The organism is Galbibacter kalidii, from assembly GCF_026241135.1.
Taxonomy (GTDB): Bacteria; Bacteroidota; Bacteroidia; order Flavobacteriales; family Flavobacteriaceae; genus Galbibacter.
Genome location: NZ_JAPFGA010000005.1, coordinates 55,148 through 81,103, shown reverse-complemented (window position 1 = coordinate 81,103; position 25,956 = coordinate 55,148). Strand labels below are relative to the sequence as shown.

Here is a 25,956-nt window from a genome sequence, read left to right as displayed (position 1 = left end):
TCCTACTACTTTAAAAGCAGGACACCCTTTCCCTTGTATGCTTGTTGAAATTAGTCTAAAATTTCAGTAACCTGACCAGCTCCTACAGTTCTACCACCTTCACGGATAGCAAAACGAAGACCTTTGTTCAAGGCAATTGGCTGTAGCAAATCAACAGTAATTGTCAAGTTGTCACCAGGCATAACCATTTCAACTCCATCAGGTAATGAAATAGTACCTGTTACGTCAGTTGTACGTACGTAGAACTGAGGACGGTAGTTGTTGTGGAATGGAGTGTGACGTCCACCTTCTTCTTTTTTAAGAACGTAAACCTCTGCTTTAAATTTAGCGTGAGGAGTTACAGAACCAGGTTTACAGATAACCATACCTCTTTTGATATCAGTTTTCTCGATACCTCTTAGAAGAATACCTACGTTATCTCCTGCTTCACCTCTATCCAATATCTTACGGAACATTTCAACACCAGTAATGGTAGAACCAAGTTTTTCAGCTCCCATACCGATGATGTCTACAGCGTCACCAGTTTTAGCAACACCAGACTCGATACGTCCAGTAGCTACTGTACCACGACCTGTAATTGTAAACACGTCTTCGATAGGCATCAAGAAATCTTTATCAACATCTCTTTCTGGTAATTCGATCCACTCATCAACAGCTTCCATCAACTTCATTACTGAGTCAACCCATTTTTGCTCACCGTTCAATGCACCAAGAGCAGAACCAGGAATTACAGGAGCATTATCTCCATCATATTCGTAGAAGCTCAACAATTCTCTTACTTCCATGTCTACAAGCTCTAAAAGCTCTTCATCGTCAACCATGTCAACTTTGTTCAAGAAAGTAACAATCCTTGGAACACCTACCTGACGTCCTAAAAGGATGTGCTCGCGCGTTTGTGGCATAGGACCATCTGTAGCAGCAACTACCAAAATAGCACCGTCCATTTGAGCAGCACCTGTAACCATGTTCTTTACGTAATCCGCGTGACCAGGACAGTCAACGTGCGCATAGTGACGATTAGCAGTTTGATACTCTACATGTGAAGTATTAATGGTGATACCTCTTTCTTTTTCTTCTGGAGCGTTATCGATAGAATCGAATGAACGTGCATCAGAAAAGCCAGCATCAGCCAATACTTTAGTAATAGCAGCAGTTAAAGTAGTTTTACCGTGATCAACGTGTCCAATAGTACCTATATTTAAGTGTGGTTTGGAACGATCGAAAGTTTCCTTTGCCATGATTTAATAATTTTAATCTTAGTTATATATTAGTGTTCAAATTTAAACGCAACTAGAGCCAATGACGAGAGTTGAACTCGTGACCTCTTCCTTACCAAGGAAGCGCTCTACCCCTGAGCTACACCGGCTTATTCATGTTCAAAGCTCCAAGTTTACAAACCATCTTCAAAACCTCAAACAAGAACCATAAACTCAAAGTACTAGAACGAGAGAAGAGAACATACCTTTTTTCTTTAAGATAAATTTCTCATCTCTACTTTTCTTAAACTCAAATCTTACAATTTAAGCTATTTTCTCAATTTAGAGCGGGAGACGAGGTTTCCCTCGACTATGCTCGGGATAAACTTCTCACCTCGAAAGGCATTGAGCTTATCTTTAGAGCGGGAGACGAGGTTCGAACTCGCGACATTCAGCTTGGAAGGCTGACGCTCTACCAACTGAGCTACTCCCGCATTATCAAATTCCAATTTTCAAACTCCAAATTCTAATTTTGGAATTTGTGATTTTCAGATTGTGGGGGGAGCAGGATTCGAACCTGCGAAGGTAAAAACCAACAGATTTACAGTCTGTCCTCGTTGGCCGCTTGAGTATCCCCCCGTTATTTCAATTAAAAATGCACCATTAATAATTGATAGTTATTTTTTTCAATATTTTAAGAACTTTCCCGGAATCAACCCTGAACAACACACATCCCACAAACAAGATTCGATCCGCCTGAGGCGGAAAAAACCAACAGATTTACAGTCTGTCCTCGTTGCCGCTTGAGTATCTCCCCTATCCAATATTTTTATGAACCGGCATTAAAAATTTAATGCTTTTTTATGCCTTAGTGAAAATTTGAGTGCAAAATTAAATTTTATTTTTCAAAAAACCACTACTTTTCTATCTTTTTTTGAGCCGATGGAGGGACTCCCTTCGACTTCGCTCAGGACAGGCTTCTCACCCCTACTATGAAACAAAGAACCAAACATCTCCACCTCTCATATTTCCCTTGAGCTAATTTCAATATTTCTGAGCCGATGGAGGGACTCGAACCCACGACCTGCTGATTACAAATCAGCTGCTCTAGCCAGCTGAGCTACATCGGCATTTACAGTAAAAAAGTCCGCTATTTCTAACGGACTGCAAATGTATATAAATTATTCTTTTTACAAAATAAAATATGTAAAATTTTTATCTAAATATGACTCCTCAATTTATGCTTCCTTTTTTTAAGTACTCGCTCTAATGAATTGGCTGCACAATCAATTGCCTCTTCAAAGGATTTGCACTGTTTTTTCACCATAAATTCATCTCCGGGCACATGCACTTTCACTTCGGCAATTTTATTCTCTTTTTCGCTGGTGTTCTGAACCTTTAAATACACATCAGAATAAACAACCCTATCATAATAATGATCTAGCTTATCTAATCTTTTTTGGATAAAGTCCAGTAACTTCTTATCCACATTAAAGTTGACAGATTGAGTGTTTACTTCCATTTCGTCTAAATTTTAAGGGTTAAACAATAATAGCGGTTAGGATTTTTGATTCCTTGGGTGTGCTATACCATACTGCTTTTTTAACTCAGCCATACTATTGTGTGTGTACACCTGTGTCGATGATAAACTCGAATGCCCCAACAACTCTTTTACTGAATTCAAATCAGCTCCTTGATTAAGCAAGTGTGTTGCAAAAGTGTGCCTTAGTATATGTGGGCTTTTCTTTAATTTAGTTGATACCTCACTAAAATAATTATTTATTATGCGATAAACAAGTGTTTCATAAATTTTATCACCCCCCTTACGCAAAAACAAGTAATCTTTAGAGTTGGGCGTGCTTATCGCTTTCCTGCTTTCCATATATTCTTTTGCAATGGACTCTATATATGGTAACAACGGTACAAAACGTTCCTTATTTCTTTTTCCCAGCACTTTTATGGTCTTATTGGAAAAATCTACATCGCCAACTTTCAAATTTACAAGTTCACTGCGGCGCATTCCGGTAGCATAGAACATCTCTATGATCAATTTGTCCCGCTGACCTTCATAATCGTCCCCGAACTCCATTTCTTCCAAGACTTTTTTCATTTCTTCTTGTGAAAAAGGGGCTTCTATTTTTTTTGGAGTTTTTAAAGCTTTGTGTTTGGAAAGCGGATTAATCTTAATTTGCTTGGTCTTCAGCAAAAATTTATAGTATGCTTTTAGCGAAGCTATTTTCCTGTTGACACTTCTGTTGGAAATATTATTGTTGACCAACATCACAATCCAAGAACGGATTTGTGAATAATTGACATTATCGATTGATTTTTCGTCAAATTCCTCTTCACAGAACCCTAAAAACGATCCCAGATCATTTTTATAGGCTGTAACCGTATGCTTGGAATAATTTTTTTCAAGCTGAAGGTATTCGAGAAATTCTTTAAAAGCCATATTTCGGGTTTCTATCAAAGATACTAAAAACAATTTCTATAGTGAATGCAACAAAAAAATCCCACCTTATTCAAGTGGGATTCAAATTGTATAAGCTTGATGAGGGAATACTAGATTTCCTCTTGGTCTCTTAAATTTTGGATATAAGCAGCTTTTTGTATTTGTGCTCTTCTTTCTACAGAAGGTTTTACATACTGCTTACGGGCACGTAGTTGACGCATCCTTCCGGTTTTATCAAATTTACGCTTGTAACGCTTAAGCGCTCTGTCTATATTTTCTCCTTCTTTTATTGGTATAATTAACATAAGTTGACCACCTCCTTTCTTTTACGGCGGCAAAGATAAAAATTAATTTAAATTGAAAAACAAAAAAATAAAAATTTTACACACCCTCAACTTCTGTATATCAACAAACTACATATTGTTATTTCAAAATATTCCGCGAGATCACCAATTTCTGAATCTCGGTAGTTCCCTCACCTATGGTACAAAGTTTGGCATCACGATAGAATTTTTCCACGGGAAAATCTTTGGTGTAGCCATAACCGCCATGAATTTGTACAGCTTCATTGGCCACTTTAACACATACTTCCGAGGCATACATTTTTGCCATGGCACCAATCTTGGTCATCTTTCTCCCCGCATTCTTTTCAAAAGCAGCTTTGTGCAGTAACAATTCAGAAGCTTCTATTTCGGTAGCCATGTCTGCCAACTTAAAAGAAATTCCTTGGAACTCTGAGATAGGTTTCCCAAATTGAACCCGTTCTTTACTATATTTTAAAGCAGCTTCATAGGCCCCTTTGGCTGTCCCCAAAGAGAGTGCGCCGATGGAAATTCTTCCACCATCCAATACTTTCATGGCTTGAATAAAACCATCGCCTACCTCTCCGAGCCTATTGGCATCGGGAATACGGCAATCTTGAAAGATCAGTTCTGCTGTTTCGCTGGCACGCATACCGAGTTTGTTTTCTTTTTTTCCGCTTGAAAAACCGGGAGTGCCTTTTTCAACAACAAAAGCTGTTATTCCATGGGAATCACCTTTTTCTCCGGTTCTTACAACGACCACAGCTATATCGCCACTAATACCGTGGGTAATAAAATTTTTGGCGCCATTGATCACCCATTCATCACCATCTTTTACAGCAGTGGTGTCCATCCCACCGGCATCAGATCCTGTGTTGTGTTCGGTCAAACCCCATGCACCGATCCACTCAGCAGTCGCCAATTTCGGCAGCCAGCGCGATTTTTGTTCATCATTAGCAAACTCAAGGATGTGGTTTGTACATAACGAATTGTGGGCTGCAACCGACAGCCCTATCGCCGGATCTACTTTTGAAATCTCCTCCAGAATGGCAATATATTCGTGATACCCCAGTCCAGCACCACCATATTCTTCAGGGACAAGAATCCCCATAAAGCCAAACTCGCCTGCTTTTTTAAAAACCTCGATCGGGAAAGTCTGGGTTTCATCCCATTCCATGACATGAGGTTTTATATATTGATTGGCAAAATCCCTTGCCGAATCAGCAATAAGCTGCTGTGTTTCAGTATAGTCAAAATTCATTTGTGCCGCTATATCCAGTTCCATTTTTCACAATTTTAATCGGTCGTCAAATATAATTGAATTCTATTTAATTTTTCATCAGGAAAACCCTGAATTTTTGCTAACTGTTCAATTGAATCAATTTTTAAGCGGTCGGTTCTATAAGATACAATTTTTTCAGCAATAGCGTAATCAATATAAGGCAAACGGCTCAGTTGTTTCAACGAGGCTTTATTCACATTCAGCTTTTCGATCTTTGGAGGTTCTTTAATTCCAAACTGCTTTAAAACCATAGCGATTGTTTCTTCCGACAGGCCATAAACCTCGTTCAACTGGCCATCAACAGAAAATCCGCCGAGCAGAGTCCTGTATTTCACTATCCGTTCTGAAAGCTTATCACCTATTCCGTAAACGACTTTCAAATCTTCAAGCGTGGCCGTGTTCAAATCCCTTTTCTCAACAACTTCATTCTTTGGAGTGTAATTGTGAACGAATTTCTTTCGTTTTGGGAATTTAAAATAAGGGGAAATGATCTGTAGCAAAGAATCAGAAACTCCGGTTATTTCCTGAAATTCGCCGGTGGAATTCACATATTTATTTTCAGCCCTGTAGGTTAAAAGCTTGTCTATCTCTTTTATATTCATTCCTAAAACATACCCTTTGAAATCATTCAGGTAATTGGGATTGAATGGATAGATTTTTAGCGTATCACTATGCTTCGTTTCAATATTCTTCTTATAGATGTCCTCCTGCTTTTGAAGCGCCAAGAGTTTCTCTTCAGGTACATCAGAAAAATCAATAAAAAAACAAGCAGATTGAAAAACTACAATAAGGAACAGTAAAAAGAAAATCCCATTTCGCTCTTGTTTATTAAAAACGAAATGGGATTTTATGCTCTTCACAAGGAACAATTATGTTAAACCATTGTCTTTTTTAGCCCTCAAGATCCTTATAGCTTTTCGTCCTGTCTTCGGCACCGTTTTTAATGGCCCTCTCTTTTTTATTGATGGCAGTCATGTATCTTTTCAGTTCTTTACGAACCACAGGTGTTAATAATAGAACACCTATAATGTTAGGCACTACCATAGCAAAGATCATAGCATCGGAGAAATCTATTACAGCGCCTAAACTGATTGATGCTCCAACAACAACTGCCAATAAGAAAAGTATTTTATAGATTAGGTCGGTAATCCTACCTCTACCAAAAAGGAATTTCCATCCTTGCATCCCGTAATAAGACCATGAAATCATAGTAGAAAAAGCAAACATGATTACCGCTATGGTAAGCACGACAGAAAAATGCGGTATTGCTGTATCAAAGGCCTGTGTTGTAAGCTCTACTCCTTCGGTAACTTCAACTCCATACTCCATATAACCAGCTCCAAAATTTGTTATAATAATAACCAAGGCAGTCATAGTACAAATAACAACTGTATCTACAAACGGCCCTACCATAGCTACGACACCTTCACTTGCAGGGTATTTTGTGCGTACAGCCGCGTGTGCTATTGCTGCTGAACCCACCCCGGCTTCATTAGAAAATGCTCCCCGGCGGATCCCTTGAATCATAACTCCAACCAGACCACCTGCAATCCCTAATCCGGAAAAGGCACCTTCGTAAATCAAAGCAAAAGCATCATCTATTGCATTAAAGTTTATACCTAAAATCACTATTCCTGCCAATACATAGATCACAGCCATAAAGGGAACTATTTTTTCTGTAACCGAAGCAATTCTTTTAATTCCTCCAATAATGACAACCCCTACCAATATAGCCATGACTATCCCAAAGTAAAGTCCGCCATTTGCATTTTCTATACCTGCCAACTTCACAAACTGAGCCGCTGCCTGGTTGGCCTGAAACATATTTCCACCACCAAAGGAACCTCCAATAACAAATATAGAGAATAACACTGCCAATATTTTACCAAAACCTGCAGCTCCTTTTTCTTTGAGCCCCTTAGTCAAATAATACATCGGACCTCCGTATATGGTACCGTCCTCTCCTACATCCCTATACTTTACACCAAGCGTACATTCAACAAATTTGGATGACATTCCTAATAATCCGGCTATAATCATCCAAAATGTAGCCCCGGGACCTCCAATAGATAAAGCCACAGCCACACCGGCTATATTACCCAAACCAACTGTTGCAGATAATGCTGCTGTTAAAGCCTGGAAGTGGGAGACTTCACCTTCTGCTTTATCTTCATCCCTAAGGGTTTCCGGGATATCTCCACCTTCATTAGAGGTAGGATCTCCATATAAAGTATCTACTCCATGTTCTTCAATATCTTCATACCTACCTCTTGTTACCCTTATTGCTGTCTTGAAATGGGTAATATTCACCAGTTTAAAATATATGGTAAAGTAAGTCGCCCCACCTATTAACACAATTAACACCCATGGAACCTGAAAATCGTCTGTAAAGGGAATTTCGTAAAAAATAGCATCAACAAACCATTGTGTGTATTGCTTAAACGTTTCATCTATTTGTGCTGAAGTACTTTGTTGCTCTTGCGCAAATAATGCAATTGGAGAAGAAAGTAAAATTGTGAAAATCGAGAGAAACACTTTTCTCATAAAAATGAAGTTTAGGTTAAATTTTTATTATTTTAAACTGACGGGCAATATCATAAAAAAAAGATTCTTATTCAAATTTTACCTATTAAATATGATTTTCAAGTATATAAAAACCTAACACCTACGTTTTTATTTCACGTTTTTTTAACAAAAAAGGCGCTTTCTATAGATCAAAAACTGAAGTTCGTTTTGTGTACACCATATCTTTGAGTTTCAGTACGAAGGCTAAAGTAAGATAAACTGCAAACCACACGCCCAAAGTAGCAAAGGAGACATATATAAAAAACAAGCGCACATTTTTGGCTTTCATCCCAAGCCGGTCTGCCAAACGGGAAGAAACTGCATATCCGTGTTTTTCAAAATAGGATCGTATGTTTTGGAAGAAATTCAATGTTGTTTTTTAAGTCTTTTACAAATATACCACACTCATCCCATTAATTTTACACCTATTTCACATTGCAGGCATTTATTTTTTGTACAATAGTTGTTATAGAGCTGCAACAGTCCTTGGCTTTCCAGTGCCGAGCTGGGTAGCAAGCCTGTGTTTTCAAAACTGGAAATGATGGTGTTTTCCTCTTTCTTCACCCCTTCAATCAGCTTTAAAAGTGCTTCGTTTGCGTCTTCCCCTTTAGATTTTGCGTAACAAAATTTTAACGGCACCACGGTATTTACAATCAGAAGATCAATGAAATTCCGGGTGAGTTTCTTTTTCCTTTGGGTTTTACTTTCCTTGTCAAAAGTATAATGTGTATCCCAATAGGTCGAGGCCGATACCTGAAACAACTCATAAAGTGCTGCGGGTGATTTTGCCTGCATCAGCTGCTGAAAAAGACTACTCTCTTTATGATACAAAGCTGCTATTTGTGACAAACGAATGGTGGGAAAATTAGACGGACGCAGCTTGAAAAACTGAACAGCAACCGACGAATTGGTGAGTTGATACTTCTTCTTCAAATAGGTGTATTCTTTTTTTAATGTGGTGAAATAAGTATCGACCGACTCCCCTTCCAACAAACCGGAAACCCCAAAAAGCAAAGCTTCCAGGGCAAAAAGATTATCCTTGTTTTTCCGCACTACGGAAAAAGGCAAATGACAGGCTATATCATGAAACGCATCAGCGTTGACCTTGAGTCCGAAGTTCTTCATCAACATTTTAAACAACACGGCTTCCCAATCCTGTGTTGCATCTTCCAATTCCTGATCTATAAATGCTGATTTTGAAGCGAGGCGTTCAAAGAACAGACGTTCCAACCAACGCTTCCGAAGGAATTCATCTATGGTATTTATTGATTTTTCACAGTTGATAAAACCCGTTTTTTGATGTAAAAACTGTTGATAGGTCGTTAGGGTTTCTTCTTTAACCCTATCTTTCAGCACCAAGGTGGGTATCGCTACATTACTCTGATTGAAAACCTCAACATCATGTTCCCATACCACATGAAGGATAACATTGTTATAGGCCGGGTCCTTTTCGTGGTTGTGCAAATACCAATCAGACGATTTTAAATGTATTTCCACATTCCCCGCCCAATGTTGTTCACCGATGCGAAGTTGTGCATTCAAAAAATCGGGGCCGGCATTCCTGTTATGAGTCCCTATGGAAATAAGAGTTATGTTTTCTCCTTCTTCTGTAGACAACTGTGATGTTGGAAGCTTTTTAAACTTCCAGATATAATGCAAAAAATCTTCTTTCAAAATAATAACTTAAAAACTCACTTCGTATGCAAACCATACCTCGACAAGCGAGACACTAGGTAGAAACCTAAAAAAACATTTCGACATAATTATCGGGGTAAAACCTCACTTAGTGAGTAAAATTTCGAAAAAAGATACTGATTTTTTATTTAATCTCGCCCGGAACTGCCAAAAATGGCAGTTCTGATCCGCCTAAGGCGGAAGAGGTGAATAGGAACCCCGATACAAGTCTGTCTACTGATAGGCAGGCTTGCGGGAAATTTTTAGTATCAGAAGAAAAAGTTTATTCTTCAATCACATCACCTTCCCATTCCTTAAAACCACCAAGCAGGTTGTAGGCATTTTCAAAGCCCAATTGTTCCATCAACATGCAGGCTTGTCCACTCCTGTTCCCGGAACGACAATACACATAATAGTTTTTGGATTTGTCCAATTCTTCAACCTCATCCAAAAACCCTTGTCCTTTATAAATATCTATATTGATAGCATTTGGTATATAGCCTTCATCTACTTCTTCTTCGGTACGAACGTCCAATATCACAGCATTGTCGTCATTTTTTAACTGTTCTACCCACTCTTCCTGAGTTAAATCTTCCATAATTTTGATTAATAGTTTTCCAACAATTACGATTAAAAAAATCCGAAGCTATTAAACTTCGGATTACAAAATTAAACAAATCCTGTGGATTATACTTTAATTGAACAACCAATTGCTTTGGTGTTCTTGATCTCTATTTCTTTATTGTCAAGCATAGCATTGATGGCATCCTCCACGTAGGTGACTTCAACATCATCCGCATCCTGATAATTATCATCAACGGCACCTATATATTTCACGATATTGCCTTCATCTGTTTTTTCAAGCAGAAAACAATGCGGTGTTCTTTGTGCTCCATAAACGGGAAATATCTCTTGCCCTTCGTCCAAAAGGTAGGGAAATGTAAAGCCTTTATTCGCAGCCCTTACCTTCATCTCTTCAAAACTATCCTTAGGTTGCACCTCCGGATTATTCGGATTGATGGCAATTACGGGAACGCCTTTCTCCTTATATTTTTTATCTAATGCAATGATCCTGTCTTCATAAGCCCTCGCATATGGGCAACTATTGCAGGTAAAGATCACCAAAAATCCTTTAGCATCTTTATAGTCTGATAGAGACACCGTGTTGCCATCTACATTCTTCAATTCAAAATCGGTCGCTTTATCACCAACCTCATAACCGTCGTTAAATTTATCCGGCGGTGAGAATGCTGATAAAAACAATGCGACAACAACGATTATCAATGTGTTTATTGTCCTCATAATGTATTGGTTTGCTGGTTATTTAATAAAATCTTTCACTTCATCCTCTAGTTCTATAAAGGTAAAAGATTTTTCATAAAAAGAACGTTTATTTTCATTAATTATTACAGTTGCCGGTATGGCACCCGACCAATCTTTATCTACTTTTGGTATCCAATGATTCTGTTTTGGGTCGTCCAGCAACACCACATTACTGTTGAGTTTTTTTTCTTCCAAGAAAGGAATAAGTATCTCATTTACTTTTTTAGGGAAATCCAAACTGACCAAAATCACTTCTACACCCTCTTTTTTATATTCTGTATAAAGCTGTTCAAAATAAGGCAATTCGTTCACACAAGGTTTACACCAAGTAGCCCAAAAGTTAACAACATAGGTTTTGTCTTTGTTGTTATTCATCAACTTCTCAAAGCCATCAAAGTCGTATACAGGTATCGAGAAATTTTCTGCCTCAATAATATTCATGGGCTGTACTTCTGAAAACTCACTTAAAACAAAGCTTTTGTCTTCTGTCTTCTCGCTTTTACACCCCACGACAAAACATAAGGATGTAACGACAATTATCCATTTCATTTTCAACATGTTTAGTTAGCGCCTTTAAATGTATGAATAGGAAACAAAGCAAGATGAAATTTAACATTTTTTTATACGTTAAAAAATTTGGTGGTTTCATTTTTTACAATACATTTGTACATACAATTATTGTAAATACAATTGAAATGAACATTAATAAGTTTTAGACATTTTTTCACAAAAGGTGATGTTTAAAATTATTAAAATTCAAACGCGTGAAAATAGAAAACATCATAAAGACAAATGCAATGACCGATCATTCAAAAACGGTTGTTAACCTTATGTACACTGCCAGCGTGATAGGTGACAGAATATCGGATGTACTCAAACCTTTTGATGTTACTTCACCACAATTTAATGTGTTACGGATATTAAGAGGACAAAAAGGGAAGCCTGCTAATTTAAGTACCATTCAGGAACGAATGATCCATAAAATGAGTAATACCACTCGTTTGGTTGACAAACTTATCGCAAAAGATTACGTAAACCGTTGCACCTGTGAACAAAACAGGCGTAAGATAGAAATTTACATTACCAATGAAGGTCTCAAAGCCCTCGCTAAGATGAGTGAGGCTGTTCATAAGGCAGAAAAAGAGATTATTAAAGACCTTTCACCAAAAGATCTTGAAGAATTCAATATGCTTTTGGAAAAACTTAGAAATTAAAAAAATTTAAATAAACATTTGTATATACAATTAAAGTTAAAACAACAGTTATGAGCACATACAACGAAAACTTGAACTGGCGATATGCCACTAAAAAATTTGACGCTACTAAAAAAGTATCAGATCAGGACATTGAAACACTAAAAGAAGCCATCCAACTTTCTGCTTCTTCTTATGGATTGCAACCTTATAAAGTATTAGTGATTTCAGATCCGGAAATCAAAGAAAAACTAAAACCGGCTGCTTGGAATCAACCTCAAATTACTGATGCATCACATATCGTAATATTTGCCAACATCAACAATTTTGGTGAAGTAGATATCGATCATTACATCAAAAACGTAAGCGAAACTCGCGGACTGGAGCTCGAAGCACTACAAGGCTATTCAGATTTGATGAAGAATTCCATCAACCCTCTTCCCGAAGACTCAAGGAATGCATGGACAGCCAAGCAAACTTATATTGCTCTTGGGAATTTGCTATCAGCGGCAGCTGATCTTAAAATAGACACTTGTCCGATGGAAGGTTTTGATGCAGCTCAATTAGCCGAAATTTTAGGATTGAACGAAAAGAACCTAACCCCTTCGGTAATTGCTACAATTGGTTATAGATCTGAAGAAGATGAAACCCAACATTATAAAAAAGTAAGAAAACCAAAAGATGAATTATTCATCACTTTATAAATAGAATCTTAAATTATAAATCGCAATAAATAAATTAAACAAACATGAAACACCCACAAAAAAGCTTCTTTTAATACAAACAAGCAAAATATTGGGTGTTCCATGTGACCTTTGTAAAACAAATAAATAATATACACATGAAAAAGAGAATTTTTAAATCTGTTATGGTTTTAGCCGTTGTATTTGGAACAGCTGCATTTACCGACATTGAAACTAAAAAAGTAGACACTGAAAAAAGTAAAGTCACTTGGAAAGGTTATAAAGTAACCGGTTCCCACGAAGGTACTGTTGCGTTAAAGAGTGGCGAACTTCAATTTGACAGTGACAAACTTGTAGGTGGAAACTTTACGGTAGATATGACTACACTTGGATCTACAGATCTTGAAGGAGACTACAAAACCAAATTAGACGGTCACTTGAAGTCTGATGATTTCTTTGGTGTCGAAAACTACCCTACCGCTACTTTGGAAATCACAAAAGTGGAAGCAGCCGGTAAAAACGCCTATGAAGTAACAGGAGACCTTACTATAAAAGGTAAAACAAATCCGGTAACTTTTGATCTTTCTGTTTACGGAAATAAAGCTACTGCTACAGTAAAAGTTGATCGAACTAAGTATGACATTTCGTATAAATCCGGAAACTTCTTTGAAAACTTAGGAGATAATTTAATTTATGATGAGTTTGATATAGAAGTATATTTGTTTTTTTAATTTTTTTTCCTTCCTTTGTTAAGAACATAATCAACATATGTATATGTATTTCATGAAAAATTTTATTGGAATCTGTTTTTTATTATCAATTCTCATAATAAATAGCAGCTTTTATAAGCTTAATTACAATCCAGAGAAAAAGGATTTTTTTATAGAAAACTTAAGAGACACGTCATGTTATTGTAATCTAGGCGGCTATTGCGAATCAAATGGAAGTGGAAATCAGTGCGGTTCAGTAAGAGATCCTGGAAAAGGTTATCATTGTAGTGCTGGAACTGGAGATTGCACAAATTGAATTTTATTATTGTCAGAAGTAAAAATCTCTTCATGATTTAGAAAATGAAATTGTATTTCCCTGTTTGGTTAATTATATTTTTGCTTTTTTCTTGCAAAAAATTGGATGATAATTCAAAAAAAGAATCCTTTTTTTTATCAAAAAATTATTCAAACACACAATTACTCTCCTTCCATAAGGTTAAAATGGATACTTTACGCTTTGAAAAAATTAATTCTTCTTATGAAGGAGATATTGCTTACAATAAAAATGAAATTTATTTTATAGATTTTAGATTTGGTTATGTATTTTCGTTCAATTACGATGGTAAATATTTAAATAGGTATTTAGGAATTGGAAATAATACAGATGAAATAAACCTTAATCAAATTAAAAGGTATTATTTCTTTCCGAATGGTATGAAAGTTTTTTACGGAACCAAAAATGATGTTCATATTTTCAATAAAAGTTGGGAAAAGATAACGGAAGGTTTTTTTAATTGGAATAGTGATATACCATATGGTCATGCTAAAAACTATAGAGATTTAAATCCTAATGAGAAGGCTATATATTCTTTTGACTTCAACAATACAGAAACAAAAGGATATAAATATAAAAATTATGTGCCAATATACTCAGAACACAAAGATTTTAACGGTTTAATTCATGAAAAATATTATAAAGAAAGTAGAATTATTGCCGAAATTGATTTTTCAAATGTTTATAATGTATCTGTTAATCGTATTTTAGGGAGAAGAACTCCCGAATTAAGTAATTATCATTTTTTACCTCATTATTCTTCGACATATTTTGACATTGATTCACAAAACAACTTTTATGTTTCATTTGAAATTGATTCTTTAATTTATAAATATAATAGAGATTTTAAAATTCTACATACATTTGGAAATTCAGGTACAAATATGGATAATACTTATTCAGAAATAAGTTCATATAATCCTCAATTATTTAGGCAATTAAATAACAAAAATCGACATTTAAAAGGTCTTTATTCAAGTATAAAAATTTTCGAAAATAAAAATGATATTATATTATTTCGGAGCTATACCAAAAATGATGAATCTATTGACGGGTTACAAGTATATAAAAACATGTCCTTAATCCTCAATATTGATGTTCCTAAAAAATTCAAAGTAATGTATTACAAAGATGGATATTTTTATTCCAACCCCTACATTAATGATGAAAAGGAAATAATATATGTACTCAAATTTAAAGCCCCATGCTATCTAAGATAATAATTACTATAAACATTTTATTATTCTTTGGATGTGCCAAACATACAAAAGAAGCAAAAGAGAATACTCCTACTACAAATATAGCTTTTAATACAAAAATTATAACAGTAGAAACAATTTCAAAAAACGACACTATAAAAGCTGAATATAATTTTAAAAATATAGGGGATGTCCCACTCATTATTGAAAGTGTTATACCAGATTGTAGCTGTATCGATTTTGAATATTCAAAAAATAGCATCTTTCCAAATGATTCGGGACATATTAAATTAAAGTATATAAGTACAAACAACTATATAAAAAAAAAGCTACATACTGTTGTCAAAGCAAATACTAAATCCAAATTTCATAAGTTAACTCTTAAAATAAATTAACTTTCTTGGATAAATTAAATTTCATTCCTATATTTGGTTCATCAATGAGAACAATAAGAAGAAATACTTGGTGGTGGTTTAACTTACGTCAGAAGTCGTGAGGGAACATTGCTATAAGTATTTTTTAATAAAAATATAAAAGGCTTGTCATCACGACAAGCTTTTTTTTTGTCCCCACCCCTAACTCCTCCCCAAAGGGAAGGGGGAAACAGACAGAGGACATATAAAAACCTAACGCATCATAAAAAAATTAAAAAACAACCATGGAAAAAGATAAAAACAACAGGCAGACAAACTCCACCTCTCCGAAAGAGAGGGCCCCAGGGGGTGAGGGCTATCAGTTAAAAACCCATTACAAACAAATACTGGCAGACACCATAACCCCTGTTAGTGTTTACCTTAAGATCCGGGATCGCTTTCCGAACAGTATCCTTTTGGAAAGTAGTGATTATCACGCCAACGACAACAGTTTTTCATACATCTGTTTTAACCCCATTGCTTCCATTAAGGTTGAAAACAATATAGTTTCAAAAACATATCCCGACGGAAGCAATTCCGAAGAAGAAATAACCAAAAAAATGAATATTCCGGCTGTTATTGAAGCTTTTGCCGGGGATTTTAAGGCCGATAAAAACGATTTTAAATTCATCAACAATGGTCTTTTCGGATATATGGCCTACAATGCGGTGCAGTATTTTGAAGATATCGAAATTACCAATGATAAAGAATCCTTGAACATTCCGGATATCTATTATGCCATCTATCAAAATATCATCGCCATCAACCACTTCAAAAACGAAGCCTATATTTTTTGTCACTCACATGATGACAACAACAATATTGATGCTATTTATCAACTCATACAAGCCAAAAACTTTGCTTCATATAATTTTCAAAGAGAAGGAGATCCTGTTTCCAAATTGAAAGACGAGGATTATAAAACCTTGGTCGATTTGGCAAAAAAACACGCTCATCGCGGTGATGTTTTCCAATTGGTGTTGAGCAGACGCTTTTCACAAAAATTCAAAGGTGACGAATTCAATGTTTACCGAGCGCTTCGATCTATCAATCCGTCACCCTACCTTTTCTATTTCGACTACGGAAACTTTAAAATTTTTGGAAGTTCGCCGGAAGCCCAACTGGTGGTAAAAGACAACAAAGCTGAAATTCATCCTATCGCAGGGACATTCAAACGTACCGGAAACGACGAAAAAGATGCCGAATTGGCCAAACAACTCTCTGAAGACGAAAAAGAAAACAGCGAACATGTAATGTTGGTTGATCTCGCGCGAAACGATTTGAGTAGAAACGGCAATACCGTAGAAGTGGAAACTTATCGTGAAGTACAATTTTTCTCTCATGTTATCCATCTGGTTTCCAAAGTTACCGGACAAAAAAAGAAAGAAATACCAACCATGCAGGTGGTAGCCGATACATTTCCAGCAGGAACACTAAGCGGCGCACCAAAGCACATGGCCATGCAGCTGATCGATAAATATGAAGCTACCAGCCGCGATTATTATGGCGGAGCCATTGGATTTATGGATTTTGATGGGAATTTTAACCACGCCATTATGATACGCACATTTTTAAGTAAAAACCACGAGTTGTATTATCAAGCCGGCGCCGGAATTGTTTCGGAGTCAAAACCGGAAGATGAGTTACAGGAAACATACAACAAATTAGGTGCATTGATAAAAGCCATGCACATGGCTGAAAATATATAATCCCCACCCCTAACCCCTCCCCATGAGGGAGGGGAACTGTACCAAACTTGAAAAATTAAAATTTTAACATATAATGAATACAGAAAAAACAATCGGTTCATCATCTCCCTCCTCCTTTGGAGGAGGGTTGGGGAGGAGGATTCTAGTCATAGATAACTACGACAGTTTTACCTACAACCTCGTTCACTATTTAGAGGATCTGGGGTATGAAGTTACCGTAAAAAGAAATGATCGTTTAAGCCTGGAAGAAGTAGAACCTTTTGAAAAAATTGTGCTTTCCCCCGGACCGGGAATCCCGGACGAAGCCGGTCTTTTAAAACCCATTATTGAAAAATACGCTCCGACAAAAAGTATTTTTGGGGTGTGTTTGGGACAACAAGCCATCGGAGAAGTTTTCGGGGGAGAACTTATTAATATCGAAGAAGTATATCACGGGGTAGCCACTAAAATCAAAATTGTAGAAGACGATCCCATCTACAAGGGGCTTCCAAAAGAAATTGAAGTGGGAAGATATCACAGTTGGGTAGTCGATCCCAAATTACCCGATGTTTTGAAGGCAACTTCTTATGATAAAAACGGACAAGTGATGTCACTACGGCATATAGAATATGATGTAACAGGTGTACAATATCACCCCGAATCTGTTTTAACACCCGATGGAAAAAAGATTTTAGAGAATTGGTTAAGGAGTCAGAAGTCGGGAGCCTGAAGTCCGAAGCAAACCAAATAAAAACGAAGATTAGATTAGGGTATAATAAAATTAAAATACGCTTGTAGAAGAAACACCAAATAACTTCCGACTTCGGACTTCCGACCTCGGACAATAAAATTGACATGAAACAAATACTCAACAGACTCATCAATCACGAAACCATTTCGAGAGAAGAGGCCAAGAATGTACTGGTTAATATTTCAAACGGATCGTACAATCACAGCCAGATTGCCGCATTTTTAACCGTTTATATGATGCGGAATATCACTATCGATGAACTGGAAGGCTTCCGCAATGCTTTATTAGAACTGTGTCTCCCTGTAAACCTGGATGGCTACAACACCATCGACCTCTGCGGAACAGGGGGTGATGGCAAAGACACCTTCAACATTTCCACTTTGGCGTCTTTTGTTACGGCCGGTGCCGGAGTACATGTCACCAAGCATGGGAATTATGGCGTTTCCTCCAAATGTGGTTCCAGCAACGTGATGGAATCTCTCGGCATTAGATTCTCCAACGATAATGATTTCCTGAAAAGGTCTGTCGACGAAGCAGGTATCTGTTTTTTACATGCTGCCCTCTTCCATCCGGCTATGAAAAATGTAGCCCCAATTAGAAAAGAATTAGGAGTTAAAACCTTTTTCAATATGCTCGGCCCCATGGTGAACCCGGCTTTTCCGAAAAATCAAATGGTGGGTGTTTTTAATTTGGAATTGGCACGCTTATACAGTTATTTGTATCAAAAAACGGATAAAAAATACACCATCCTTCATGCTTTGGATGGTTATGACGAAATTTCCCTTACCGGACCGGCCAAAGCCATTCGGAATCACACCGAACAAATGTTAACTGCAGAAGATTTTGGCGTGAAAGAACACAAACAGAATGATATTTCCGGAGGAGAAACTGTTGAAGCCTCTGCAAAGATATTCATGGATATCCTAAGCGGAAAAGGAACCGAAGCCCAAATCAATGTGGTCTGTGCTAATGCCGGAATGGCCATCGCCACCGTAAAAGATTTAAGTCCGAAGGAAGGTTTTGAAACCGCAAAAGAATCCCTGCTTTCCGGGAAAGGCTTGGGTGCATTCCAGAAATTACAGGGGTTGAGTGCGTGATGAAAGTCGGGAGTCGGGAGTCGGGAGTCGGGAGTTAAATGATTAAAAATTAAACATGGTATATTAAAATTATGGAACCAAAATTTAAGTTTGAAAAGATCATCATTTGGCAGAAAGCCATGGATTATGGTGAAACCATTAATGATATAGCTGAACTTTTTCCGCAAAAGGAAATGTACAACCTTAGCTCTCAAATAAGGAGGGCGGCAGACTCAATTGCATTAAATATAGCTGAAGGCTCTACTGGGCAAACCAATCCCGAGTTTAAAAAGTTCATGGGGTATGCTATACGATCTCTAGCTGAAGTTATCACCTGTTTACATAAGGCTAAAAGGAGAAAATATATACCGACAGAAAAATTTTATATGCTTTATGATGAAGCTTTTAACTCAATGAACATGATGATTGCATTTAGAAAAAACATCAAATAATATAACTTCGGACTTCGGTCTTCCGACTCCGGACAACAATAACAACATATGAACATTTTAGACAAAATAGTAGCCGATAAACGCAAAGAAATTAACCTCAAAAAGACCCTCATTCCTGTTTCACAGCTGGAAGCTTCGGTTTTGTTTGACAGAAAAGCAAATTCGCTGACTGAGAAATTAAAGGCAAGCAATACGGGAATTATTGCTGAACACAAACGACGTTCGCCTTCCAAATCAGTTATCAACCAATCTTTGAATGTACAGGATGTTGCAAAAGGCTATGAAAATGCTGGGGTTTGTGGCATGTCGATCCTCACCGACGGAAAATATTTTGGAGGTTCTCTTGATGATTTATTGCTGGCAAGGGCATCAGCCGATATTCCATTATTGCGAAAAGAATTCATTATTGATCCTTATCAAATTATTGAAGCTAAAGCCTTTGGTGCTGATGTCATTCTGTTGATTGCAGCCATTCTCAGCAAAGAGAAAATCAAAACCTTTTCAGAAATGGCAAAAAGCATTGGTTTGAATGTATTACTGGAAGTTCATAACGAAGAAGAATTAAACAAATCGATCATGCCAAGCCTGGACATGATCGGTGTTAACAACCGCAACCTAAAAACTTTTGAGGTGAACCTCGACATTAGCAAATCCCTTTCTGAAAAAATCCCGAACGATTTTGTAAAAGTATCAGAAAGTGGCATTAGCAATATAGAAGCCATCAAAGAGTTACAACAATACGGATATCAAGGTTTTTTGATCGGAGAGAATTTTATGAAAACCGACAATCCCGGAGTAAGTGCGACTGAATTTATAAAAACGCTAGCGCAATGAAACTGAAAATCTGCGGAATGAAATACCCGGAAAACATGAAATCCGTTGCAGGATTGCAACCGGACTACCTTGGGTTTATCTTCTACGAAAAATCCGCTCGTTATTTTGAAGGTGAAATCCCCAAACTTCCTGAAAACATTAAAAAGACAGGAGTTTTTGTGGATGCTTCAGTTGAAGATATTGTATCAAAAATAAAAACCTACGGACTCGACGCTGTTCAGTTACATGGAAATGAATCGCCGGGGTTTTGCGAGGAGATCAGGGAGCGATCTTGTGAAACCGAGTTGATCAAAGTATTCTCCGTCAAAGACGAATTTGATTTTTCTGTATTGAGCCCTTACGAAAACGTGGTTGATTATTATTTATTCGATACCAAAGGAAAGCTTCCCGGTGGAAACGGTTATGCGTTCAACTGGAAACTCCTATCCGATTATCCCTCTAAAAAACCTTTCTTTTTAAGTGGTGGTATCGGTTTGGAGCATACTGAAAAGCTAAAACAGGTCGACCCGAAGCTTCCCATTCACGCTATTGATGTGAATAGCAAGTTTGAAATAGCCCCGGGGCAAAAAAACATAGAACAACTAAAGCAATTTATCGATAAAGTAAAAATATGAGTTACAATATCAACAATAAAGGATATTACGGCGAATTTGGCGGGGCTTACATCCCGGAAATGCTCTATCCAAACGTGGAAGAGTTACGCCAAAACTATTTAAAAGTGATGGCAGAACCGGAGTTCCAAAACGAATTCCAACAATTACTAAAAGATTATGTAGGGCGTCCTTCCCCGCTTTATTTTGCTGAACGATTATCAGAAGAATACGGAGCAAAGATCTATCTGAAGCGGGAAGACCTCAACCATACCGGTGCGCATAAGATCAACAATACCATCGGACAGATTTTAATGGCGCAACGCCTTGGAAAAAACCGTATCATTGCCGAAACCGGTGCCGGACAACACGGTGTGGCCACAGCTACGGTTTGTGCCTTGATGGGAATTGAATGTGTGGTGTATATGGGTGAGATCGATATTGCCAGACAAGCGCCAAATGTAGCCCGTATGAAAATGCTCGGTGCCGAAGTAAGGCCAGCCTTGTCAGGGAGCAGAACCTTGAAAGATGCGACCAACGAAGCCATTAGAGATTGGATCAACAATCCGGTGGATACCCACTACATTATCGGTTCGGCTATTGGGCCACATCCCTACCCTGATATGGTGACCCGTTTTCAAAGTATTATTTCCGAAGAAATAAAATGGCAACTGAAGGAAAAAGAGGGACGTGAAAATCCCGATTATGTCATCGCTTGTATTGGCGGAGGAAGTAATGCTGCCGGAGCGTATTATCATTTTCTCGACAATCCCGATGTGGGTATCGTAGCCATTGAAGCTGCCGGAAAAGGAATCAATTCAGGTGAGAGTGCTGCTACATCTGTACTCGGGAAAGAAGGCATCATTCACGGTTGTAAAACACTGTTGATGCAAACCGACGACGGACAAATAACAGAGCCTTATTCCATTTCTGCCGGATTGGATTATCCGGGAGTCGGCCCGTTACACGCCCATTTGTATCGTTCGGGAAGAGGTGAGTTTTATTCGATTACCGATGACGATGCCATGAAGGCCGGATTGGAGTTATCCAAAACCGAAGGGATCATTCCTGCCATTGAAAGTGCACATGCGTTGGCAGTTTTTAAACACAAAACATTTAAAGAAAATGATGTTGTGGTGATCAACCTGTCTGGTAGGGGCGATAAGGATTTAAACACGTATATCGATTATTTCAATTTGTAATATCAATACCGAAACAATGAACAGAATCAATCAGAAATTAGAAGAAGATAAGAAATTACTTTCCATATATTTTACTGCCGGATATCCGCAATTGGAAGATACCGTCCCTATTATTGAAAAGTTACAGGAAAGCGGTGTTGACCTATTGGAAATCGGACTCCCCTTTAGCGATCCGCTTGCTGATGGGCCTACCATTCAAAAAAGTTCGACTCAAGCCTTAAAAAATGGTATGACAACCGAAAAATTGTTCGAACAACTCAAGAATATTCGAAAAACAGTTCATATTCCATTGATTATTATGGGGTATTTTAATCCCATACTGCAATATGGAGTTGAGAATTTCTGTAAAAAATGTTCAGAAATAGGTGTCGACGGACTCATCATTCCTGATTTACCCGCTGATGTTTTTCACGATGAATACAAAGCTATATTTGAAAAATACGGACTTATCAATGTGTTCTTAATTACTCCGCAGACTTCAGAAGAACGCGTTCGGTTTATCGATAAGGTTTCCAACGGATTCATTTACATGGTGAGTTCTGCCAGTGTTACGGGAGCTAAAAACACCTTTGGCGATATTCAAACTGATTATTTCAAGAGAATTGCCCATATGAACTTAAACGCCCCACAAATTGTCGGTTTTGGAATCAGTAATAAAGAGACCTTCAACTCAGCTACACAGCATGCTAAAGGCGCTATTATCGGTTCGGCTTTTATCAAATTCATTAAAGAACACCCCATTGAAGATATTGACGTTTTTGTAAAGACCATCCGTTAAAAATATTCAGCATATTGCAGCACCCTGAAATCAATCGTATTGAATTCAGGGTTTTTCTTTTTTAATGTTTTATACTTCGGAATAGCTCCCACTGCCCTATTCGCTGCTCCGGATGGCGCTATTAACGAAACGGTTTTAATTCGCCTAACACCCATCTCCAGATCAAATTTCAACTCATGAATTCTCGGGACTTCATCTGAAAGGGCATTCAGTTTCAAACCATAATCTTTAAGATGCCTTCTGAAGAGATATTCCGGACCATTTTTGCTGTTCCCTCCGGTGAATAGCAAGGTATCTATTTTTGGATATTGTTTTAAGTACCCAACTAAATCCCTGCATTTTATACGCGTCATTCCCAAGTCTGATGCATCTATTTTAGCCCTTTCAGCCGATGCTACAATGTCACAAACCCCAATGTTGTACTTCAATAGAAAATCTTTTCGTTGTTGAACCGCCTCATCGGTAGTTTCAAATACTAAATTCAGTTTAAAAATCCGATTCAAAATTTGCCATAATTGCCCATCCCGACTTCCGTAGCAAAAATCAACATCACCTTCTTTAAATTCTCCTGTGGAAAATCGTGGAGGCGGCAAGGTTCCAACAATAAGCTTGGTCGTATTTTCAGTGATAAATGGCGGATAAGGATGCTGGTGTAAAAACATGGATTTGTCTTGATGTCACAAATTAACTAACTTTATACGACAATGAAACCCTCATAGAGGGATTTAGTATAGCCAAGGCAATTGCCTCAACAAAAGGAGATGAATACATCAAAAGTTTTTAAGAGGTAGTGATTATTTGCTTAAATTATTTAATGTGGTTAAAATCAATTATTTAACTTAAATATATTCATGTAAAAAAATGAAATAGATTATGGGAAAAGGAGACAGAAAAACAAAACGGGGTAAAATCTATCGCGGTACATATGGAGCGAGAAGACCTCGAAAAATTAAAAAACGAAAACACGTTGAGGAAAAAGTAAGCGTTGATACCAAAAAATAAGTTATGATCCTTATGTCAGGTTGAGCGCAGTCGAAACCTATTATTTTCTAGTGATTATTTAGTTCTCGACAAGCTTCGCTTGGTATCTTCAAATCAAAATATATTTTGAATCTCGATAATGCTCGAACTGACAGTAAAGAATCTTTTTAGAAACCTTATTTTTTGTACTATACAAACACTACCGCACAAAAACGAGTTCGTTTTCCTTAACGCTATGCTCTTCACTAAACGCATATCCGTCGTAATTGAAGCCTTTGATATCTTCTACTGTGGTAGCATTGGTGTCGATAATGTAACGCACCATAGAACCTCTTGCCTTTTTAGCGAAAAAGCTGATCACTTTTAGTTTGTCGTTTTTCCAATCTTTAAAAACAGGGGTGATTACAGGTGTTTTCAATTTTTTCCCGTCTACGGCTCCAAAATACTCGTTACTGGCAAGGTTTAAGAACAATTCGCCTTCTTCCAGTTCATCATTCAATTTTGCGGTTACTTTCTTTTTCCAGAAATCATACAGGTTTTTTTTGTGGCCTATCCTTAGTTTGGTTCCCATTTCCAATCGATACGGCTGAATAAGGTCCAAAGGCTTCAACATTCCGTAAAGTCCGCTCAAAATTCGCAATTTCTCCTGAAGAGCCTCCAATTTTTCACTCGGAATGGTATAAGCGTCCAAGCCGTTATAGACATCTCCATTAAAAGCATATACTGCCGGTCTTGCATTTTCAGGCGTAAAAGGCGTCTTGAACTGCTGATTGCGCTCCCAATTCAGTTCGGCCAACTTGTTTGAAATACCCATCAAAGTTGAAAGCTTTTTTGGGGTTTTCTTTTGAAGGGCAGCATTCAACTTTTCAGCCTCGTTTAGAAATTCGGGCTCTGTATATTTTGTTGTAGGTAACTTACTTTCAAAATCCAACGATTTGGCGGGTGATATTACTATTTTCATAAGCTCTTAATTATTTTTCCGCTTTTATATTCAAAATTAAAGTCCCCAACGACTTTAAGGTCTGAGATAAAAATCTCATCGTCTGTTGGAAACCACTTTTTTTCATTTTTATTCACCAATATAAACAATCCTTCTTCATTTCCAGCAGCACAGAACTCTCTAAAAGACCCGTCATACACAGGTAATTTTTTCTGATTGTTTAAAGTGGAATAAATTGTTCCTATATCAGTTGAGGCAATACCCACTTCACTGATATTCATTAAACTTTTGGCTGAAAACTTCTTTCCTTTTTCATGTTTTAAGTCTCTTCTGGAAATAAATTCAACTATATTCTTGTCGGCATCGTAAAAATAGATGGCACGTGCATTCCAACTAGAAAAATCGATAATCTCATCCGTTTCAAAAGGCAACACTTTTACCCGTTTCTTTAACCATTTTAATGCTTCTTTTTCTTGATATGGCGGAATATTGAACGCAAAATGATAAACACCTGCTGGTTTTTCCGGAATAAACGACAACACACTGCTTCCTACCCGAAATGAAATTTTACTGTTTTCATACGCAATGATGTCTAAACCCAATACATCCACATAAAAATCTTTCTGAGATTCTAAAGAATTCGTATTTAGTATGAGCTCTGTTACCTTCATTTTTACCTATCAATTTATTGTAAAACTATTGCCCTAACATATTTTTGGGATTTTCTCCTCAATACACCAATCAAAAGTACGATATAGCCGGCAATCCATCAACTTTTTAGAAAAGGTGATATTGATAATCCTATTAAGAAAATCGATACCTAAAATCACCTTATATTATCCTGAATTACAAATAATTTAAATTACTGATTATCAACTATTTAATTTTTATTTTTAACATTTGGCACGCCGTTTGATATAATCAGTGTAATCAACCCAATTAAAATTAAACACTGTATAAGTATTAACTTTAAAATACATGTTATGTTTGGTTTTAAGAAAGTAGAATTAACGAAAGACGAGAAGCACATACAGGATATTGTTTCCAAGTATGCTGAAAATGATGCTGTCAAGAAAATGATTTCACCTATTTCTGATGAATATTATTTGATTGATAACGATAAAGAAATATCGCTGTGCATCGAGGATGGAAAAGTAACCCTTTCCAACCATAAATTCTTGTACGAAAAACATTTTAGGTTATCCTTTACGGAAAACCTAAAAAAACAGATGCGTCAAAGTATGGAAAACGAGATGCAAGAGCTGAAGAAATCATTATTCAAAAATGAAACAGATCTATTAAGTATGATTTTAGAAGTATCAAACGGATGATAAAAAA

30 protein-coding genes and 4 tRNA genes are annotated in these 25,956 nt (G+C 37.1%); 15 read left to right on the top strand and 19 right to left on the bottom strand.

Going from position 1 to position 25,956, the window contains the following annotated elements:
• Positions 1 to 50: 50 nt before the first annotated feature.
• The 16 genes from tuf to OOZ15_RS07090 all read right to left on the bottom strand — a co-directional run bounded on the left by tuf (position 51) and on the right by OOZ15_RS07090 (position 11,343).
• Entirely contained in the window at positions 51 to 1,238 is a 1,188-nt protein-coding gene (gene tuf, locus OOZ15_RS07165) for an elongation factor Tu (RefSeq protein ID WP_265955385.1), read from the bottom strand.
• A 56-nt stretch (positions 1,239 to 1,294) separates the two neighbouring features.
• Positions 1,295 to 1,366, bottom strand: a tRNA-Thr gene (locus OOZ15_RS07160).
• Positions 1,367 to 1,617: 251 nt separating this feature from the next.
• Positions 1,618 to 1,690, bottom strand: a tRNA-Gly gene (locus OOZ15_RS07155).
• 62 nt (positions 1,691 to 1,752) lie between these two features.
• Positions 1,753 to 1,835 (bottom strand) — tRNA-Tyr (locus OOZ15_RS07150).
• Between the two features lie 417 nt (positions 1,836 to 2,252).
• A tRNA-Thr gene (locus OOZ15_RS07145) sits at positions 2,253 to 2,326 on the bottom strand.
• An 89-nt stretch (positions 2,327 to 2,415) separates the two neighbouring features.
• The gene (gene hpf / locus OOZ15_RS07140) at positions 2,416 to 2,718 is read right to left on the bottom strand and encodes a ribosome hibernation-promoting factor, HPF/YfiA family (protein WP_265955383.1); all 303 of its coding nucleotides are present in this window, start codon (positions 2,716 to 2,718) and stop codon (positions 2,416 to 2,418) included.
• Between the two features lie 36 nt (positions 2,719 to 2,754).
• Positions 2,755 to 3,648 (bottom strand): tyrosine-type recombinase/integrase, encoded by an 894-nt coding sequence (locus tag OOZ15_RS07135; protein ID WP_265955381.1) that lies wholly within the window; start codon positions 3,646 to 3,648, stop codon positions 2,755 to 2,757.
• A 110-nt stretch (positions 3,649 to 3,758) separates the two neighbouring features.
• On the bottom strand, positions 3,759 to 3,953 hold the full coding sequence (gene rpsU / locus OOZ15_RS07130) for a 30S ribosomal protein S21 (RefSeq protein ID WP_265955379.1): 195 nt from the start codon (positions 3,951 to 3,953) through the stop codon (positions 3,759 to 3,761).
• 118 nt (positions 3,954 to 4,071) lie between these two features.
• Complete coding sequence (locus OOZ15_RS07125; protein ID WP_265955575.1) at positions 4,072 to 5,211, bottom strand: acyl-CoA dehydrogenase family protein; 1,140 nt, start codon at positions 5,209 to 5,211, stop codon at positions 4,072 to 4,074.
• 35 nt (positions 5,212 to 5,246) lie between these two features.
• Positions 5,247 to 6,092, bottom strand: a complete 846-nt coding sequence (locus OOZ15_RS07120) for a ComEA family DNA-binding protein (RefSeq protein ID WP_265955375.1) — start codon at positions 6,090 to 6,092, stop codon at positions 5,247 to 5,249.
• A 31-nt stretch (positions 6,093 to 6,123) separates the two neighbouring features.
• The gene (locus tag OOZ15_RS07115) at positions 6,124 to 7,776 is read right to left on the bottom strand and encodes an alanine/glycine:cation symporter family protein (RefSeq protein WP_265955370.1); all 1,653 of its coding nucleotides are present in this window, start codon (positions 7,774 to 7,776) and stop codon (positions 6,124 to 6,126) included.
• Between the two features lie 163 nt (positions 7,777 to 7,939).
• Positions 7,940 to 8,167 (bottom strand): PspC domain-containing protein, encoded by a 228-nt coding sequence (locus tag OOZ15_RS07110; RefSeq protein ID WP_265955367.1) that lies wholly within the window; start codon positions 8,165 to 8,167, stop codon positions 7,940 to 7,942.
• 35 nt (positions 8,168 to 8,202) lie between these two features.
• A complete protein-coding gene (locus OOZ15_RS07105) occupies positions 8,203 to 9,471 on the bottom strand; it encodes a DUF2851 family protein (protein WP_265955364.1) in 1,269 nt (422 codons plus the stop codon).
• A 283-nt stretch (positions 9,472 to 9,754) separates the two neighbouring features.
• Positions 9,755 to 10,069: a rhodanese-like domain-containing protein gene (locus tag OOZ15_RS07100; protein WP_265955362.1), complete on the bottom strand. Its 315-nt coding sequence runs from the start codon at positions 10,067 to 10,069 to the stop codon at positions 9,755 to 9,757.
• A gap of 89 nt (positions 10,070 to 10,158) precedes the next feature.
• Positions 10,159 to 10,773 carry a thioredoxin family protein gene (locus OOZ15_RS07095; protein ID WP_265955360.1) on the bottom strand — a complete coding sequence of 205 codons (615 nt, stop codon included), beginning with the start codon at positions 10,771 to 10,773 and terminating at the stop codon, positions 10,159 to 10,161.
• A gap of 18 nt (positions 10,774 to 10,791) precedes the next feature.
• Positions 10,792 to 11,343 carry a TlpA disulfide reductase family protein gene (locus OOZ15_RS07090; protein ID WP_265955358.1) on the bottom strand — a complete coding sequence of 184 codons (552 nt, stop codon included), beginning with the start codon at positions 11,341 to 11,343 and terminating at the stop codon, positions 10,792 to 10,794.
• A 215-nt stretch (positions 11,344 to 11,558) separates the two neighbouring features.
• Between OOZ15_RS07090 and OOZ15_RS07085 the strand changes: the two genes are divergently transcribed.
• The 13 genes from OOZ15_RS07085 (at position 11,559) to trpA (ending at position 22,697) form a co-directional block, all read left to right on the top strand.
• On the top strand, positions 11,559 to 12,008 hold the full coding sequence (locus OOZ15_RS07085) for a MarR family winged helix-turn-helix transcriptional regulator (protein WP_265955356.1): 450 nt from the start codon (positions 11,559 to 11,561) through the stop codon (positions 12,006 to 12,008).
• A 50-nt stretch (positions 12,009 to 12,058) separates the two neighbouring features.
• On the top strand, positions 12,059 to 12,691 hold the full coding sequence (locus OOZ15_RS07080) for an NAD(P)H-dependent oxidoreductase (RefSeq protein ID WP_265955354.1): 633 nt from the start codon (positions 12,059 to 12,061) through the stop codon (positions 12,689 to 12,691).
• 137 nt (positions 12,692 to 12,828) lie between these two features.
• Positions 12,829 to 13,401 (top strand): YceI family protein, encoded by a 573-nt coding sequence (locus OOZ15_RS07075; protein ID WP_265955352.1) that lies wholly within the window; start codon positions 12,829 to 12,831, stop codon positions 13,399 to 13,401.
• A gap of 339 nt (positions 13,402 to 13,740) precedes the next feature.
• Positions 13,741 to 14,934, top strand: coding sequence for an NHL repeat-containing protein (locus OOZ15_RS07070; protein WP_265955350.1), 1,194 nt, complete (start codon positions 13,741 to 13,743; stop codon positions 14,932 to 14,934).
• On the top strand, positions 14,919 to 15,308 hold the full coding sequence (locus OOZ15_RS07065; RefSeq protein WP_265955348.1) for a DUF1573 domain-containing protein: 390 nt from the start codon (positions 14,919 to 14,921) through the stop codon (positions 15,306 to 15,308). The genes OOZ15_RS07070 and OOZ15_RS07065 overlap by 16 nt, the downstream gene beginning before the upstream one ends.
• A 263-nt stretch (positions 15,309 to 15,571) precedes the next feature.
• Entirely contained in the window at positions 15,572 to 17,035 is a 1,464-nt protein-coding gene (locus OOZ15_RS07060) for an anthranilate synthase component I family protein (protein WP_265955346.1), read from the top strand.
• 73 nt (positions 17,036 to 17,108) lie between these two features.
• Positions 17,109 to 17,744 (top strand): anthranilate synthase component II, encoded by a 636-nt coding sequence (locus OOZ15_RS07055; RefSeq protein WP_265955344.1) that lies wholly within the window; start codon positions 17,109 to 17,111, stop codon positions 17,742 to 17,744.
• Positions 17,745 to 17,869: 125 nt separating this feature from the next.
• Positions 17,870 to 18,862 (top strand): anthranilate phosphoribosyltransferase, encoded by a 993-nt coding sequence (gene trpD, locus OOZ15_RS07050; RefSeq protein ID WP_265955342.1) that lies wholly within the window; start codon positions 17,870 to 17,872, stop codon positions 18,860 to 18,862.
• A 71-nt stretch (positions 18,863 to 18,933) separates the two neighbouring features.
• Positions 18,934 to 19,293: a four helix bundle protein gene (locus tag OOZ15_RS07045; RefSeq protein WP_265955340.1), complete on the top strand. Its 360-nt coding sequence runs from the start codon at positions 18,934 to 18,936 to the stop codon at positions 19,291 to 19,293.
• Positions 19,294 to 19,341: 48 nt separating this feature from the next.
• Positions 19,342 to 20,127 carry an indole-3-glycerol phosphate synthase TrpC gene (gene trpC / locus OOZ15_RS07040; RefSeq protein ID WP_265955338.1) on the top strand — a complete coding sequence of 262 codons (786 nt, stop codon included), beginning with the start codon at positions 19,342 to 19,344 and terminating at the stop codon, positions 20,125 to 20,127.
• A complete protein-coding gene (locus tag OOZ15_RS07035; protein ID WP_265955336.1) occupies positions 20,124 to 20,741 on the top strand; it encodes a phosphoribosylanthranilate isomerase in 618 nt (205 codons plus the stop codon). Before trpC ends, OOZ15_RS07035 begins: the two co-directional genes overlap by 4 nt.
• Complete coding sequence (trpB, locus tag OOZ15_RS07030) at positions 20,738 to 21,919, top strand: tryptophan synthase subunit beta (protein ID WP_265955334.1); 1,182 nt, start codon at positions 20,738 to 20,740, stop codon at positions 21,917 to 21,919. The genes OOZ15_RS07035 and trpB overlap by 4 nt, the downstream gene beginning before the upstream one ends.
• Positions 21,920 to 21,935: 16 nt before the next feature.
• On the top strand, positions 21,936 to 22,697 hold the full coding sequence (gene trpA / locus OOZ15_RS07025) for a tryptophan synthase subunit alpha (protein ID WP_265955332.1): 762 nt from the start codon (positions 21,936 to 21,938) through the stop codon (positions 22,695 to 22,697).
• Here the strand turns inward: trpA and OOZ15_RS07020 are convergent.
• Positions 22,694 to 23,359, bottom strand: a complete 666-nt coding sequence (locus OOZ15_RS07020) for a uracil-DNA glycosylase family protein (protein WP_265955330.1) — start codon at positions 23,357 to 23,359, stop codon at positions 22,694 to 22,696. The genes trpA and OOZ15_RS07020 overlap by 4 nt on opposite strands.
• A 211-nt stretch (positions 23,360 to 23,570) precedes the next feature.
• Between OOZ15_RS07020 and OOZ15_RS20265 the strand changes: the two genes are divergently transcribed.
• Positions 23,571 to 23,699, top strand: a complete 129-nt coding sequence (locus OOZ15_RS20265) for a 30S ribosomal protein THX (RefSeq protein ID WP_265955329.1) — start codon at positions 23,571 to 23,573, stop codon at positions 23,697 to 23,699.
• 178 nt (positions 23,700 to 23,877) lie between these two features.
• Here the strand turns inward: OOZ15_RS20265 and yaaA are convergent, their stop codons facing one another.
• Both yaaA and OOZ15_RS07005 read right to left on the bottom strand, forming a co-directional pair.
• On the bottom strand, positions 23,878 to 24,639 hold the full coding sequence (yaaA, locus tag OOZ15_RS07010) for a peroxide stress protein YaaA (protein ID WP_265955328.1): 762 nt from the start codon (positions 24,637 to 24,639) through the stop codon (positions 23,878 to 23,880).
• Entirely contained in the window at positions 24,636 to 25,289 is a 654-nt protein-coding gene (locus OOZ15_RS07005) for a VOC family protein (protein WP_265955327.1), read from the bottom strand. The genes yaaA and OOZ15_RS07005 overlap by 4 nt, the downstream gene beginning before the upstream one ends.
• A gap of 312 nt (positions 25,290 to 25,601) precedes the next feature.
• On the opposite strand from OOZ15_RS07005, the gene OOZ15_RS07000 reads away from it, so the two are divergent.
• The gene (locus OOZ15_RS07000) at positions 25,602 to 25,949 is read left to right on the top strand and encodes a hypothetical protein (protein ID WP_265955326.1); all 348 of its coding nucleotides are present in this window, start codon (positions 25,602 to 25,604) and stop codon (positions 25,947 to 25,949) included.
• Positions 25,950 to 25,956 lie beyond the last annotated feature (7 nt).